We start from the raw sequence: 14,559 nt of genomic DNA, 5'->3' as shown, positions 1-14,559 counted from the left end.
CGAAGGTGCAAAAGCCTGGCTGCAAGGGAAATTATTGGTGGCTTGCCTGATCGAGCGGTTGATCGCAGAAGGCGAGCATTTTTCCCCTGAGCCAAAGGAAGAGCTCACAAAAAAACGAACGGGAGCAGGTGGATCTGCGGCGCTCTCGCTGGCGTGAGATGGCGTTTGTCCTTTGGCTGCTTTGTGGCGCAATCGGTCCATGTTTGTCGCTATTCGATTGCCTTGAGCAATGGGATTACTTTAGCAATGCTTTACGTGAGTCCCCGCGAAACACGCGGGGATACCAGCGAGACGGGCTACGGGGCGAGGGGTTTGGTTAGCGCCTATGGGATAAATCCCCTCGCCACAGATAAATCCCCTCGCTACAACAGCAGGCTATTTGTGCCTCAGGCGCTGATGGCCAACCCATGCCGCCGATGATGCACGCTCAACTGATCCTTGATCAGCCGCAACACCTTGGCCTCGTGCTCATGAATGAAGAAGTGCCCGCCGGCCAGCATGTCCACCGAAAAGCTGCCCGTGGTTTCCCGGCGCCAGCCAATCAGTTGCTCCGTGGTGGCCTTGTCGGCGGTGCCACCGAGCACATGCACCGGGCAGTTGAGCGGCGGTCGGATTCGCGGCTGGAAACGTCCGCACAGCAGGAAGTCGGCTCGCAGGACCGGCAAGGTCAGGGCCATCAGCTCTTCGTTGGCCAATATTTCCTCGCTGGTACCGTTGAGGGTGCGCAACTGGTCGATCAGTTCAGCATCGGTTTTCGGCTCGGCGAAACCGCGGTCATAGTCGGCGCGCATCGTCGGCGCCGCGGTGCCGGACGCAAACAGCGCCACCGGTTCCGGGCAGCCGAGTTCACGCAGGGCATGGCCGATCTCGCAGGCCAGCAACGCGCCCAGGCTGTGGCCGAACAAGGCGTAAGGGGCCTGGAGCGTCGCGGACAGCTCCCGCGCCAGTTGCATCGCCAACGGGCCCATGTCGGTGTGCAGCGGCTCGTCGAAGCGCGCCCCGCGCCCCGGCAGTTCCACCGGTTGCACATGCAGCCATTGCGGCAACTTGCGCCGCCAACGGCTGTACACCATCGCGCTGGCGCCGGAATAAGGCAGGCACAGCAGGGTCAGTTGGGTCACTGCGGTTTTCTCCGATCGGTCGTGTAGGGAAGATAACGAAATCGTAACCTACAGAATTAGTCAAAACCGTTACGTTCGCTACATCGTCTTCGCCCGACCTTATACTGGCGGCACCTCGACTCACTGCGCCGCACAGGAGAACGCCATGGGCTGGTCCGCCAAGCAATACGTCACCTTCGAACAGGAACGCACCCGTCCGTCCCGGGACCTGCTCGCCGCCATTCCCCCCATACAGGCCCGCTCAGTGATCGACCTGGGGTGTGGCCCGGGCAATTCCACCGAACTGTTGGTGGAGCATTTCAGCGGCGCCACGGTGCGCGGCCTGGACAGTTCCAGCGACATGGTCGAGGCCGCACGCAAACGCCTGCCCGCCGTGGCGTTCGACACCGCCGACATCGGCCAATGGGATGAACCCGGGCCGTTCGACGTGATCTTCGCCAACGCCGTGCTGCAATGGCTGCCCGACCACGCCACCCTGCTGCCCTCGCTGGTGGGCAAACTCGCCCCCGGTGGCAGCCTGGCGATCCAGATGCCCGACACCCTGCACCAACCCTCCCACCGCCTGATGCGGGAAATCGCTGCCAACGGCCCTTGGGCCAGTCAACTGGCCGGGGCGGCTGATTCACGGACCGAGGTAGAGGACGCCAGCACCTATTACGCGATTCTCAAGCCCCACTGCAGCCGCGTCGATGTGTGGCGCACCACCTACCATCACCCCTTGGCCGGTGGCGCCGCAGGCGTGGTGGAGTGGTTCAAGGGCAGCGGCTTGCGCCCGTTTCTCGAACCGCTGGATGAGGCGCAACGCGAGCAGTATCTGGCGCAGTACCTCAAGGCGATCGAACAGGCTTATCCCGCCCTGGACGATGGCACCGTGCTGCTGCCATTTCCCCGGGTGTTCATGGTCGCGACGCGCTAGGGCGACGGTCGATGACGCAGCGATGGGGGCTAAATTTCTGCTCCAGGCCCTCGTTACCTGCTAAGACCAAAAACCCGCAAGAGTGACCGCCGTGGACCTGCAAACCATCCTGGGCAAGCTGTTCGCCAATGCCGGCGCCGTTGGTATCGAAGGCGTCTTCCAATTCGTGTTCGGCCCGCACCAGGCGTACTGGTCCGAGGTCAAGGCCAGCAGTCGCACCCAGGTTGGCCGCCACAGCAGCCCCGACGTCACCATCGAGGTGGCGGAAAAGGATTTCCTCGGGATCATGGCGGGCCTGGCCAATGTCGAGGAACTGTTCGCCAGCGGGCGCCTGAAGATCGGCGGCAACATGGGCCTGGCGACGTTGCTGCCGCAGATCATCGACCATGCCCGGCACGGCGGTGGCGTGGTGGAAAAGGTCGACATGAACAAACGCTACCCCACCCCGTCGCGCTTCAGCGAAAAACTCACCGCCAGCCTGCCCACTCAACGCAGCGTCGAGCGTCGCCCTCGCAGTGAGCTGTCGGTGCAGGAGTTTCAAGCACGCTACCTGCCCCATGGCATTCCGGTGGTTATCAGCGATGCCTTGCAGGATTGGCCGTTGTTCAAGCTCAGCCGCGAGGAGTCCCTGGTGCATTTTGCCGAGCTGCAAGGCATCACCCGCCACGGCGACTACGTGAAAAAGACCTTCTCCACCGAGCGGGACTTCCGCTCCACGTCCATGGCCGACTTCATCGCCTCCCTCGACAGCCCGGCGACCAAGGGCGCCGACGGCGAACCACCGGCCTACATGGGCAACAACATCCTGCCGGCGCAATTGATGGAGCAGATCCAATATCCGCCCTATTTCGACCCGTCGCTGTTCATCCCACCGCGCATCTGGATCGGCCCCAAGGGCACCCTGACGCCGCTGCACCGCGATGACACCGATAACCTGTTTGCCCAGGTCTGGGGGCAGAAAACCTTCACCCTCGCCGCGCCTCATCATCGTGAAGCGTTGGGGACGTGGTCCACGGCACCCCAAGGTGGGCTGGACGGCTGTGATTTCAACCCGGACGCGCCGGACTACCAACGTTTCCCCCACGCTCGCGACGTGACCTTCCTGCGCGTGACATTGGAGGCTGGGGATTTGCTGTTTTTGCCGGAAGGCTGGTTCCATCAGGTGGAGTCAGTGTCCACGTCGTTGTCGGTGAATTTCTGGGTGAATTCGGGGCGGGGTTGGTAACAGCCGAACACCGCTTTCGTGGCGAAGGATTTATCTGTGGCGAGGGGATTTATCCCCGCTGGGCTGCGCAGCAGCCCCAAAACCTGGCAACGGTGGTGTGTCAGGCGGTTTGAATGGGGGCCGCTTCGCGCCCCAGCGGGGTTAAATCCCCTCGCCACAGATTTTGTGTTCGGCATGGGTGGCGTGTTCAGTGGATTGTGAAGATCGCTTCACCCAAGTGAACTCCAACCACCTCACACCAGTCAGCAGGTAAAGCCCTCCACTCAAGGTGCTAAGCCCATGCAGATATCCCTCGCCCGACAGGTTGCCCTGGTCACCGGTGCCAGCTCCGGCATTGGTGCAGGCGCGGCCAGGGCCTTGGCAGACGCGGGTGCCGCGGTGGTACTCAACTACCACTCCAGCGCCGGCCCGGCTGAAACGCTGGCCCGTGAAATCAACACCAACGGCGGCCGCGCCATCGCCGTCGGGGCCGATGTGTCGAAAGAGCCGGACGTCGAACGCCTGTTCGCCCAGACCCTCGAAACGTTTGGCGCGCTGGATATCCTGGTCGCCAACTCCGGCCTGCAAAAAGACGCCGCCACCGTCGACATGCGCCTGGAAGACTGGAACACCGTGATCGGCACCAACCTCACCGGCCAGTTCCTCTGCGCTCGCGCCGCCCTGCGGATTTTCACCCGCCAGGGCATTCGCCAGGGCGTGTCCCGGGCCGCTGGCAAGATCATCCACATGAGTTCGGTGCACCAGCGCATTCCCTGGGCGGGCCACGCCAATTACGCCGCGTCCAAGGGCGGGGTCGATCTGCTGATGCAGAGCCTGGCCCAGGAAACCAGCCACCAACGCATCCGCATCAACAGCATCGCCCCCGGCGCCATCCGCACGGCCATCAACCAGGACGCCACCGAGGGCGAGCAGGAACAGAAACTGCTGGAGCTGATTCCTTACGGTCGCGTCGGCGATGTGGAGGATGTCGCCAACGCCGTGGTCTGGCTGGCCTCGGACTTGTCCGATTATGTGGTGGGCACCACGCTGTTCATCGATGGCGGGATGAGCCTTTATCCGGGGTTTCGCGGCAATGGCTGACCATGACGAACCGCAAAGCCCCATCGAGAACCACGGCATCATCGGCGACATGCGCAGCGCCGCGCTGGTCAATGACCAAGGCAGCATAGATTTTTTCTGCTGGCCGGAATTCGACAGCCCATCGATCTTCTGTTCGCTGCTGGATACGCCCGAAGCGGGCATTTTCCAACTGGCCCCGGACCTGCCGAATGCCCGCCGCCAGCAGATCTACCTGCCCGACACCAACGTGCTGCAAACCCGCTGGCTGAGCGACGGCGCCGTGGTGGAAGTCACCGACCTGCTGCCCATCGGCGACAGCGAGGATGATTTACCGGTGCTGATGCGCAAAGTGCACATGACCGTCGGCAGCGCGACGTTTCGCATGCGCTGCGCCGTACGGCATGACTACGCCCGGGCCGCCACCACTGCGCGCCAGGACGCTGCCCACATCTGTTTCGAAGCGCCGGGGCAACCGAGCCTGCGCTTATGCTCCGACCAGCCCATGACGCTGGACGGCAATGCGGCGGTGGCCGAGTTCACCTTGGCGCAGGGCCAGAGCGCCGAATTCCTGCTGGGTGACATCGACGACCCGCGCCTTCAGGACGATGTCAGCGCGATTTGCCTGGAACGCACCCTGGCGTTCTGGCGCGGCTGGATCGGCCAGTCCACCTACCGCGGACGCTGGCGGGAAGTGGTCAACCGCTCGGCCCTGGCGCTGAAGCTGCTGACCTCGCGCAAACACGGCGCCATCCTCGCCGCCGCCACCTTCGGCCTGCCGGAAACCCGCGGCGGCGAACGCAACTGGGATTATCGCTACACCTGGATCCGCGACTCTTCCTTTACCGTCTATGCGTTCATGCGCCTGGGCTTCGTCGAAGAAGCCAACGCCTACATGCGCTGGCTGCGCGGTCGGGTCAGCGACTGCTGTGATCAACCGACCAAACTCAATATTCTCTATGGTCTGGACGGCAGGCTGGAACTGCCGGAAACCGAGCTGCCGCACCTGAGCGGGTTCGGCAATGCGCAGCCGGTGCGCATCGGCAACCTGGCCTACCAGCAGGTGCAATTGGATATTTTCGGCGAGTTGATGGACGCGGTGTACCTGGTCAACAAATACGGCGAAGCGATCTCCCATCAAGGCTGGAAACACACCGTCGACGTGGTCGATCAAGTGTGCAAGGTCTGGCAGGACAAGGATGTGGGTATCTGGGAAATGCGCGGCGACAAACAGCATTTTCTGCATTCGCGGCTGATGTGCTGGGTCGCGGTGGATCGCGCCATCCGCCTGGCCGAAAAACGCTCCCTGCCCGCCCCGTTCGCCCGCTGGGACGAAACGCGCCAGGCCATCTACCAGGACATCTGGACGAACTTCTGGAACGACGAACACCAGCACTTCATCCAGCGCCTGGGCAGCACCGCCCTGGACGGCTCGATGCTGTTGATGCCGCTGGTGCGCTTCGTCAGCGCCCGCGACCCGCGCTGGCTCTCGACACTCGATGCCATCGAAAAAAACCTGGTGCGCGACGGCATGGTCTATCGCTACCGCAACGACGACAGCCCCATCGACGGCCTCAGCGGCATCGAAGGCTCATTCGCGGCCTGCTCGTTCTGGTACGTCGAATGCCTGGCCCGCGCCGGCCGCGTGGAAAAAGCCCAGTTGGAATTCGAACAACTGCTGCGCTACGCCAACCCGCTGGGGCTGTACGCCGAAGAATTCGACAGCCACGGCTACCACTTGGGCAACACGCCCCAGGCCTTGACTCATCTGGCGTTGATCAGCGCGGCGAGCTTCCTGGATCGCAAGTTGAGCGGGGAGAAGACTCATTGGCAGCCGTGAACCGGGCTGCCCTAGTTTTAGAGTGAACAGATCCTTGTGGCGAGGGGATTTATCCCCGCTGGACTGCGCAGCAGGCCCAAAAACCACCACCCAGTGTGTCAGGTTAATCGGGCTGTTTGGGGGGCTGCTTCGCAGCCCAGCGGGGATAAATCCCCTCGCCACAGGGAAAGCGGTGCGCTGGCTATCGCGTTGAGTCGGCCAGTTCGATGTCATCCAAAGCTCGGTTGGCCAGCAATCTGGCCAGCTCGATCAACTGTTGAATCCCCAGCGCTACGTGTCGCCGGGAACCTTCCAGCTCGAATCCCAGGTCACTGACCAGCGCATCGGCCGAGGCCAGGGTTTCGCTGAGGGTGGTCAGCACCGATTCGGGGTTTAGCCCGGGGACCACGGTGAACACCTGGCCGTCCTGGGTATCGGGTTTGGCTGGGGTGGGAGACAGGTGAATGTTCAGCGCCCGGTCGGCGGCTTCGCGGAGTTTTGTTGTGTCGAGGGTGGTGTAGGCAGAAAGGTCTTCGGCGCGTGGAGGGTTGGGGGTGATTTTGACCATTGTGAAACTCCTGACTTGAAGTTGAGCTCACCCACCTCGTGACCAAACGAGGGTGGTGGGCTATACGCAGGTTGGTCAACCGGGAAGTCAGGCACCCGGCGCACTCGAAAGTGCCCCGCGCACAGCCCACCGCAAAGCATACCGACAAGCACACAAAAAAGCGCCGACATGCTGAGGTTGGCGCGTGTGCGCCTGACATTGGACGGGTGACCAAACCCGGTCGCTGATTTTGCAGCGACGAGCAAAGCCTATCCCCGCCCCTTCCGAACCGGCAACCGACACGACTCGTCAGAAAATTCCGGTTCACCTAATTTTTTGTAGGAACACCGCACCACTGTGGTGGGGAATTTATCTGTGGCGAGGGGATTTATCCCCGCTGGGCTGCGCAGCAGCCCTCAAAAGAACAACCTCAATTAACCTGACATACCGAGTTGCCAGATTTTGGGGCTGCTTCGCAGCCCAGCGGGGATAAATCCCCTCGCCACAGAAGCAATCACCGCAATTCGCCCATTTATCGTTACGCCCCCTTTCGAGTTGCCAGCCCCGCCAACCCCTCCTAAGATCGATGCTTCTCACGGGTGCAGCGGAGCTGCCCGATAAAAACCCGACTCAAGGACCTGACATGACCCATATCAAACGCCCCATCACCACCCCACCCCGAACAGGCCTGACCCGCGAAGACCTCTGGGAAGGCCAGGACCGGGGCCTGATCAAATGCTGGGAAATCGGCCGCGACCGCGCGATGAAGTTTCCCGAACTGGCGCAACGCTGCCTGGAGGGTGAGTTGCCGGTACTGGGCTGGAAAGGTGGCGTCAGCCGCAGCCTGAAGAAAAACGAAAAATTCGGCTGTCTCAAGTACCTCGCCCAATGGCAGGGCCTGCGCGGTGAAGACCTGGACATCGACTTGACCCAGGAGCGCACCCTGACCTGCTCCAGCACGAACATGATCGTGACGTTCACGCCGGATCGGGCCAAATACGTGAACCAGGAACCCGCCTGACCGCAACCGAGCAATGCCGGAGGCCAACATGAACCTCGATCCCAAGGTCAACTTCGCAGTGACGCCGCTGTTGCGCATCGCCTACGAAGAGCATGGTCCCGCCAGCGGCGAGCCAGTCATCCTGCTGCACGGTTTTCCTTACGACCCCAGGGCTTTCGATGAAGTCGCGCCCGCCTTGGCCGAGCGTGGATATTGGGTCATCGTGCCCTACCTGCGCGGCTACGGCCCGACCCGGTTCAACAACCCGGCCATCCTGCGCTCCGGCCAGCAAGCGGCGTTGGCCCAGGACCTGCTGGACCTGATGCACGCACTCTCCATCCCCCAGGCGGCGCTGTGCGGCTACGACTGGGGCGGTCGGGCGGCGTGTATCGTCGCGGCGCTGTGGCCCGAGCGCGTTCGCTGCCTGGTGACCGGCGATGGCTACAACCTGCAGGACATTCCACGTTCCACGCAGCCGCTGGACCCGGAAACCGAACATCGCCTGTGGTACCAGTACTATTTCCACACGGCGCGGGGTGTCGAGGGCCTGACCCAGAACCGACGTGAACTGTGTGAATTGCTCTGGCGCCTGTGGTCACCAACCTGGAAACGTGGCGCCGAACGGTATCCCTTCAGTGCTGCGTCGTTCGACAACCCGGACTTCGTCGACGTGGTGATCCACTCCTACCGTCATCGGTTCATGTACGCACCGGGCGACCCGACGCTGGAGTGGATGGAGGAACGGCTGGCGGCACAACCGGCCATCAGCGTGCCGAGCATTTCCCTGTGCGGCGCCGATGACGGCGTGGGGCCCGCGTCGGAACACGACGAAGACGTCGAGCATTTCACGGGTTTTTACGAGCGCCGAGTGCTGCCCGGTGTTGGCCACAATATTCCCCAGGAAGCCCCCGAGGCCACGCTCAAGGCATTGCTGGATCTGCTTGAGGGCTGACGGCGAACCGCTCGCGATAGGCCTGGGGGGTCACGCCCATGGCCCGCAGGAAACTGCGACGCAGGGTTTCTTCGCTGCCGAAGCCACATTGCACCGCCACCCGCTTGATCGACACAGCGGTGTCGGACAACAGGCGGCGAGCGGTTTCCACGCGAATCAACTCCACCGCCCGCGCCGGGGTCTGGCCAGTGTCGGCGCGATAGTGCCGCACAAAGCTGCGTTCGCTCATACCCACCTCGGCGGCCAGGCTCGACAGGCCCAGGTCGCGGGTGAGGTTCTCGGCGATCCAGGCATGCAGGTCATCAAACCGACTGCCCTGCTTTTGCAGCGACAAGGTCACGCTGAACTGCGATTGCCCACCGGGACGCTTGAGGAACACCACCAAGTGCCGGGCGACCTCCAGCGCCACCGCACGGCCCAGGTCCTCCTCCACCAGCGCCAGGGCCAGGTCGATGCCGGCCGTGACCCCGGCCGAGGTCCAGACCGGGCCGTCGTTGATGAAAATCGGGTTGGGTTCGACCCGCAATTGCGGATGTTGCTCGGCCAGTTGTTCGCAGCGGGTCCAGTGCGTCACCACGCGCCGTCCGTCCAACCAACCGCTGGCGGCCAACAGGAACGCCCCGGTGCACACCGACGCCACCCTTCGCGAACGCAGGCCGTGCTCCTTGACCCAGGCCACCAGCGCCGGATCCTTCGCCGCTTCGTACACGCCCCAGCCTCCGGCGATCAACAGCGTGTCGCTGCCTTCGCTCGGCAGCGGCTCGGCCATCAGCGCCAAGCCTGCCGAGGACATCACCGCTCCACCGCCCATGGCGATGACCGTCGGCGTGTACGGCAGCGGCAGGCCTTGCTGGCGGGCCAGGTCGTTGGCCGATGCGAAGACCTGCAAAGGCCCGGTGACATCGAGCACTTGCACATTGGCGAAGGCCAGGACATGAACGGTTTTCGGTGGGTTGGGCATATTGGCGTGATTCGTGGGCTTATTGGCGTATACGCCAGAGCCTACGGATCTAAAGTAAAACCGTCCACCCCTCGGGCATCATCCAAAGGAGAACGCGACATGACGTTGCAGATCGGTTTGCTGTTATTTCCCCAAGTCCAGCAGTTGGACCTGACCGGCCCTTATGACGTACTGGCCTCATTGCCAGACGTGAAGGTCCACCTGATCTGGAAGGACCTGGCGCCGGTCACTGCCAGCACCGGACTGGTGTTGCTGCCCACCACCACGTTTGAGGACTGCCCGAAGCTCGACGTGATCTGCGTTCCCGGCGGGACCGGCGTCGGGCCGCTGATGGAAGACGAGCAGACGCTGGCCTTCATCAAGCGGCAAGCCGCCGACGCGAAATACATCACGTCCGTGTGCACCGGTTCGCTGGTGCTCGGTGCCGCGGGCCTGTTGCAAGGCAAGCGCGCCACCACCCATTGGGCCTATCACAGCCTGCTGCAAACCCTGGGCGCAACGCCGATCAAGGAGCGCGTGGTCCGCGACGGCAACCTGCTCACCGGTGGCGGCATCACGGCCGGGATCGACTTTGCCTTGACCCTGGCGGCCGAGCTGTTCGACCAGGACACCGCCGAACTGGTCCAGCTGCAGCTCGAATACGCCCCTGCCCCACCGTTCAACGCCGGCAGCCCGGACACCGCGCCGACGCGCGTGCTGGAAGAAGCGAACCGGCGTGCGGCCGAGTCGTTCCGGGTGCGCTCGCAAATCACCCAGCGGGCGGCGGCGCGGTTGGAACGGGCGTAACGATGGGCCTCAAGGCTGGTACACAGACTATGTTGGGCTGGACACAGGCTTGAGGCAGTCACCATTTTGGGTCGGCCAAGATTCAGAACGGGCTGGCGGTGGGCCGCACGATCAGTTCGCTGACGTCTACGTCCGCCGATTGCTCGATGGCGTAGGCGATTGCCCGGGCGATGGCTTCGGCCGGAATGGCGATCCTGCGGAACTCACGCATTTCGGCACGGCCACCTTCATCGGAAATGCTATCGGCCAGTTCCGATTCGGTCACGCCGGGGGAAATCACCGTCACCCGCACATCACCCCCGACTTCCTGGCGCAAGCCCTCGGAAATCGCCCGCACGGCGTACTTGGTGGCGCAATACACGGCGGCTGTCGGGCTGACCGCGTAGGCACCGATGGAGGCGATGTTGATGAACTGGCCGCTGCGCTGGCGCTGCATCAACGGCAGCCCGGCGGCGATACCGTGGAGCACACCACGGATGTTGACGTCGATCATGCGGTCCCACTCTTCGACTTTCAGCGCCTCGAGCTTGGAGAGCGGCATGACCCCGGCATTGTTGATGATCACGTCGACCCGACCGAACCGCTCGACAGCGAAATCGATGAAGGCCTGGACATCCTCACGACGAGTCACGTCCAGCGCTTTACAAGCCGCCTGCTGGCCGGCGGCTTCGAGTTCCTGCACCAAGGTTTGCAAACGATCGATGCGCCGCGCGCCAAGCACGACGCGAGCACCGCGAGCCGCAAGCAACCGCGCCGCAGCTTCACCAATTCCGCTGCTGGCGCCGGTGATGACCACTACTTTGTTTTGAATATCGGACATGATGGTTTCCTCGTCTGGATGTGATGGCCCCGGTGGGAGCGTTTTGACAGGTCCAGATTAGGGAACCGACCACGGCCTGGGTTAGCCGGATCCTCCTGCGCACTTGCACGATCCTGTAGCGATAGATCCGACTCTGGCCGACAGCCGCGCAATCGGCTTTACTAGCGCGGTTCACTCAATTTGGCCTGGGAGATTGATCGGCATGTCGGTATCCACGTCCATCCACATTGCGCCAGACGACGGCGTCAGCCAGCGCCGCGCCGAACTGGCGAGCCTGATGAAGCGCTTCGCCCCGGAATTCGGCGTCCACCCTACGGCCATCGAGGCCTTGCACCTGATCCGTAGCGACCAGCCGACCGAAGCCCTGCACACCGTGCACAAGCCTGGTTTATGCGTGATTATCGAGGGGCGCAAGGAAGTGCGCCTGGCGGACGAATGCTACGTGTATGACCCGCTCAACTATCTGGTCGTCTCGGTGACCCTGCCACTGGCCGGCCAGGTGATTGAAGCCAGCCCCGAGCGCCCCTACCTGTGCATCCGCCTCGACATCGATCCGGCACAGATCTGCCGCCTGATCGCCGACGCTAGCCCCATAGGCGTGCCGGCCGAAAGAACCGATCGTGGATTGTTCCTGGATCGCATCGATGCGCCATTACTCGACGCGATGTTGCGCTTGCTGAGGCTGTTGGACAGCCCGGACGATATCGCCACCCTTGCACCGCTGGCCCAGCAGGAGATTTTCTACCGGCTCCTGCGTGGCACCCAAGGCCAGCGCCTGCACGAAATCGCCATTCCCGACACCCAGACCCATCGCATCAGCCGCGCCATCGAGTGGCTCAATACTCATTACGCCAAGCCCCTGAGCATCGACAGCCTGGCACAAATGATCAATCTCAGCCCTTCGGCCCTGCATCACCGCTTCAAAGCCGTGACCGCCATGAGCCCGCTGCAATACCAGAAGCAGTTGCGCCTGCAAGAAGCCCGACGGTTATTGTTGGCAGAGAACAGCGACGTTTCGTCAATTGGCTACAAGGTGGGGTATGAAAGCCCGTCGCAGTTCAGCCGTGAATACAGCCGTCTGTTCGGCGCCTCGCCGAGCAAGGACATCGCTCGTTTGCGTGCCCAGGCCCTGCAAGCCAGTAGCGCCTGATCGCACACAGACAGGTTCAGACATCAGCCGCAGACCGCACCATGAGCCGTCGCCTGGCATGAGCAGGTCACTTTCCCACAGGCGAAAAAAAACCCGCCTAGGCGGGTTTTTTGAGGACCAATTTGACTCCCTGTCCGGCATTCCATGCCTGGTCCAATCATCCATGACCCCAAGCACTCCCTGTACTCAGTGGATGGACATAGATTAGGCCCACCGGTGATTTGGAGAAAGACGAGAAAGCACCAACAGCGTGTAAGCGTTTCGCTATAGGACACTTTCCTGGCTTTTCAACAGGCGAAAAAAAACCCGCCGAAGCGGGTTTTTCCAAGACCATTACGACTCCCTGTCGATAGCTAATCCTTGCATGGTCGATCGTCCCTGATCCTGAACACTTCCTGTGCTTCAGTGGATAAGCCCAGATTACGCCTCGGATCCAAAATGAAATAGACGACATAGCTACCATCTCGTGTAAGACATTCGCTATACCTGCCCCTCCGAAAACCCTTAGCTCCGCCAGCCAGCTGGCTCAAGACTTGTGCAGGAACGCTTCAATATTGGCCATCTGCTCGTCCCAGCCACGGCTGTCCATGCGAAAAGCCTTGAGCCGGCGTGCCTCGGGAATGTTGTTGAAACCCGACTCCACGACTTTGAGCAAAGTACCGCCATCCATGTCTTCAAGTTCGAATTGCACTCGGGTTTCGGACTCCTGGGAATAATCTACCTGCGGCTCGACAGCGTAAGGATGCCAGCGAAACGAGAACACTCGCTCGGGCTCCACCCGCTCCACCGCTACGTCCCAGATAAGGTGTTCGTAACCTGGATAAGTGATTTGCCCTTGGGTACGCTCGCCTGCCACAAACCGTTTCCCCTCAAGGGCGACACCGAACCATTGGCCAAAGGCTTCGGCATTGGCCAGGGCGCGCCAGACCTGGGATCGCGGGGCCTTGAGCAGGATCTTTCTTTCAATGCGGTCGGATGAATGCATGAGTCACCTCCTGTGTTTCAACAGTAGGCTTGTAAGACCACAAGGCCAACCGGAAAGTTGTATCAGACCGTTGTTGAGCGCTCACCAACTTTAAACAGCACGGCGCGATGTAAACTCCCCCAGCGTTTTCACCCCCTCAAGGAGAGATCAACATGCCCCTACGCTTGCTCCTGGCCCTGACGCCATTGCTTTTTGTCGCCGTTGCCCAGGCCGACGACTGCGCTGACGCCACTACTCAAGGCGAAATGAACCAATGCGCAGCCAAAGAAAACAAGGCTGCTGACAATGAACTGAACAGTTTGTACAAGCAGATCACCGCACGCCTGAAGGACAACCCCGAGGCCAAGAAAATGCTGGTCAAGGCTCAGCGTGCCTGGATAGGCTTCCGGGATGCCGAATGCGAATTCTCCGCCTCTGGGGTTGAGGGCGGCAGTGTCTATCCGCTGATCTATAACAATTGCATCACCGCCCAGACCAAGGCCCGGGTCGAGGCGTTCAAGACCTATCTCAAGTGCAAGGAAGGGGATCTTAGCTGCCCCGTACCCGAGGCTTGACAGCCAGGATGCAAAAAAGGATGACCTCTGCAGGTCATCCTTTTTTGGCCCAACGCTTTCATTTCGGCAAAACAAAACCCCTACCTGCATCAGCAGATAGGGGTTTCGGAATTTAATCTTGACGATGACCTACTCTCACATGGGGAAACCCCACACTACCATCGGCGATGCATCGTTTCACTTCTGAGTTCGGGATGGGATCAGGTGGTTCCAATGCTCTATGGTCGTCAAGAAATTCGGTAGCCGGCGCGTGCCTTGCGGTCACGTTCCAGCGAATGGGTATGCGATAGTTTGTGCGTTGCGGTTGAGCGTCTCGAACTTTCGGTTCGTTTCGTCTTCACACACCGCAATCTGGTCTCGTTCGCCTTGGGGCTTGGAGCATTCAAATTGCTTGGGTGTTATATGGTCAAGCCTCACGGGCAATTAGTACAGGTTAGCTCAACGCCTCACAGCGCTTACACACCCTGCCTATCAACGTCGTAGTCTTCGACGGCCCTTCAGGGGGCTCAAGGTTCCAGTGAGATCTCATCTTGAGGCAAGTTTCCCGCTTAGATGCTTTCAGCGGTTATCTTTTCCGAACATAGCTACCCGGCAATGCCACTGGCGTGACAACCGGAACACCAGAGGTTCGTCCACTCCGGTCCTCTCGTACTAGGAGCAGCCCCTC

The 14,559-nt window shown here is 61.6% G+C and carries 14 protein-coding genes and 2 rRNA genes; 9 read left to right on the top strand and 7 right to left on the bottom strand.

All coding sequences use genetic code 11. The features are described 5' to 3' along the window. Window positions 1-386: 386 nt before the first annotated feature. A complete protein-coding gene (locus tag BT116_RS29625; protein WP_072349297.1) occupies window positions 387-1,121 on the bottom strand; it encodes a thioesterase II family protein in 735 nt (244 codons plus the stop codon). A 145-nt stretch (window positions 1,122-1,266) separates the two neighbouring features. Between BT116_RS29625 and tam the strand changes: the two genes are divergently transcribed. The 4 genes from tam (at window position 1,267) to BT116_RS29605 (ending at window position 6,158) form a co-directional block, all read left to right on the top strand. After that, window positions 1,267-2,037: a trans-aconitate 2-methyltransferase gene (tam, locus tag BT116_RS29620; RefSeq protein WP_072349295.1), complete on the top strand. Its 771-nt coding sequence runs from the start codon at window positions 1,267-1,269 to the stop codon at window positions 2,035-2,037. Window positions 2,038-2,128: 91 nt separating this feature from the next. Continuing rightward, window positions 2,129-3,262: a cupin-like domain-containing protein gene (locus tag BT116_RS29615; protein ID WP_072349293.1), complete on the top strand. Its 1,134-nt coding sequence runs from the start codon at window positions 2,129-2,131 to the stop codon at window positions 3,260-3,262. Between the two features lie 279 nt (window positions 3,263-3,541). Beyond that, on the top strand, window positions 3,542-4,342 hold the full coding sequence (locus BT116_RS29610; protein ID WP_072349291.1) for an SDR family oxidoreductase: 801 nt from the start codon (window positions 3,542-3,544) through the stop codon (window positions 4,340-4,342). Continuing rightward, entirely contained in the window at window positions 4,335-6,158 is a 1,824-nt protein-coding gene (locus BT116_RS29605; protein ID WP_072349289.1) for a glycoside hydrolase family 15 protein, read from the top strand. Before BT116_RS29610 ends, BT116_RS29605 begins: the two co-directional genes overlap by 8 nt. A 181-nt stretch (window positions 6,159-6,339) precedes the next feature. Here the strand turns inward: BT116_RS29605 and BT116_RS29600 are convergent, their stop codons facing one another. After that, entirely contained in the window at window positions 6,340-6,705 is a 366-nt protein-coding gene (locus tag BT116_RS29600) for a DUF6124 family protein (protein WP_072349287.1), read from the bottom strand. A 622-nt stretch (window positions 6,706-7,327) separates the two neighbouring features. Between BT116_RS29600 and BT116_RS29595 the strand changes: the two genes are divergently transcribed. Together BT116_RS29595 and BT116_RS29590 are read left to right on the top strand one after the other, a co-directional pair. Next, window positions 7,328-7,705 (top strand): hypothetical protein, encoded by a 378-nt coding sequence (locus BT116_RS29595; RefSeq protein WP_063325030.1) that lies wholly within the window; start codon window positions 7,328-7,330, stop codon window positions 7,703-7,705. Between the two features lie 28 nt (window positions 7,706-7,733). Continuing rightward, entirely contained in the window at window positions 7,734-8,636 is a 903-nt protein-coding gene (locus BT116_RS29590; protein WP_072349299.1) for an alpha/beta fold hydrolase, read from the top strand. On the opposite strand, the gene BT116_RS29585 is transcribed toward BT116_RS29590, so the two are convergent. Continuing rightward, window positions 8,605-9,597, bottom strand: coding sequence for a GlxA family transcriptional regulator (locus BT116_RS29585; RefSeq protein ID WP_072349285.1), 993 nt, complete (start codon window positions 9,595-9,597; stop codon window positions 8,605-8,607). The two genes, BT116_RS29590 and BT116_RS29585, sit on opposite strands and share 32 nt — an antisense overlap. Window positions 9,598-9,696: 99 nt before the next feature. On the opposite strand from BT116_RS29585, the gene inhA reads away from it, so the two are divergent. Then, window positions 9,697-10,383 (top strand): isonitrile hydratase, encoded by a 687-nt coding sequence (gene inhA / locus BT116_RS29580; RefSeq protein ID WP_072349283.1) that lies wholly within the window; start codon window positions 9,697-9,699, stop codon window positions 10,381-10,383. An 82-nt stretch (window positions 10,384-10,465) separates the two neighbouring features. Here inhA and BT116_RS29575 read toward each other — a convergent pair whose 3' ends face one another. After that, window positions 10,466-11,203: an SDR family oxidoreductase gene (locus BT116_RS29575; protein WP_072349281.1), complete on the bottom strand. Its 738-nt coding sequence runs from the start codon at window positions 11,201-11,203 to the stop codon at window positions 10,466-10,468. Window positions 11,204-11,405: 202 nt separating this feature from the next. On the opposite strand from BT116_RS29575, the gene BT116_RS29570 reads away from it, so the two are divergent. Further along, window positions 11,406-12,353 carry an AraC family transcriptional regulator gene (locus BT116_RS29570; RefSeq protein ID WP_072349279.1) on the top strand — a complete coding sequence of 316 codons (948 nt, stop codon included), beginning with the start codon at window positions 11,406-11,408 and terminating at the stop codon, window positions 12,351-12,353. Window positions 12,354-12,879: 526 nt separating this feature from the next. On the opposite strand, the gene BT116_RS29565 is transcribed toward BT116_RS29570, so the two are convergent. Beyond that, window positions 12,880-13,338, bottom strand: a complete 459-nt coding sequence (locus BT116_RS29565) for an SRPBCC family protein (RefSeq protein ID WP_072349277.1) — start codon at window positions 13,336-13,338, stop codon at window positions 12,880-12,882. Between the two features lie 152 nt (window positions 13,339-13,490). Between BT116_RS29565 and BT116_RS29560 the strand changes: the two genes are divergently transcribed. After that, window positions 13,491-13,892 carry a lysozyme inhibitor LprI family protein gene (locus BT116_RS29560; protein ID WP_072349275.1) on the top strand — a complete coding sequence of 134 codons (402 nt, stop codon included), beginning with the start codon at window positions 13,491-13,493 and terminating at the stop codon, window positions 13,890-13,892. Between the two features lie 116 nt (window positions 13,893-14,008). On the opposite strand, the gene rrf is transcribed toward BT116_RS29560, so the two are convergent. Further along, a 5S ribosomal RNA gene (rrf, locus tag BT116_RS29555) occupies window positions 14,009-14,124 on the bottom strand. A 170-nt stretch (window positions 14,125-14,294) separates the two neighbouring features. Continuing rightward, window positions 14,295-14,559, bottom strand: a 23S ribosomal RNA gene (locus BT116_RS29550); the annotation flags it as partial.

Source organism: Pseudomonas sp. NFACC16-2 (assembly GCF_900119205.1).
Classification (GTDB): Bacteria; Pseudomonadota; Gammaproteobacteria; order Pseudomonadales; family Pseudomonadaceae; genus Aquipseudomonas; species Aquipseudomonas fluorescens_Q.
The sequence above is the reverse complement of the archived record's forward strand: the minus strand, read 5'-3'. Positions and strand labels throughout refer to the sequence as shown.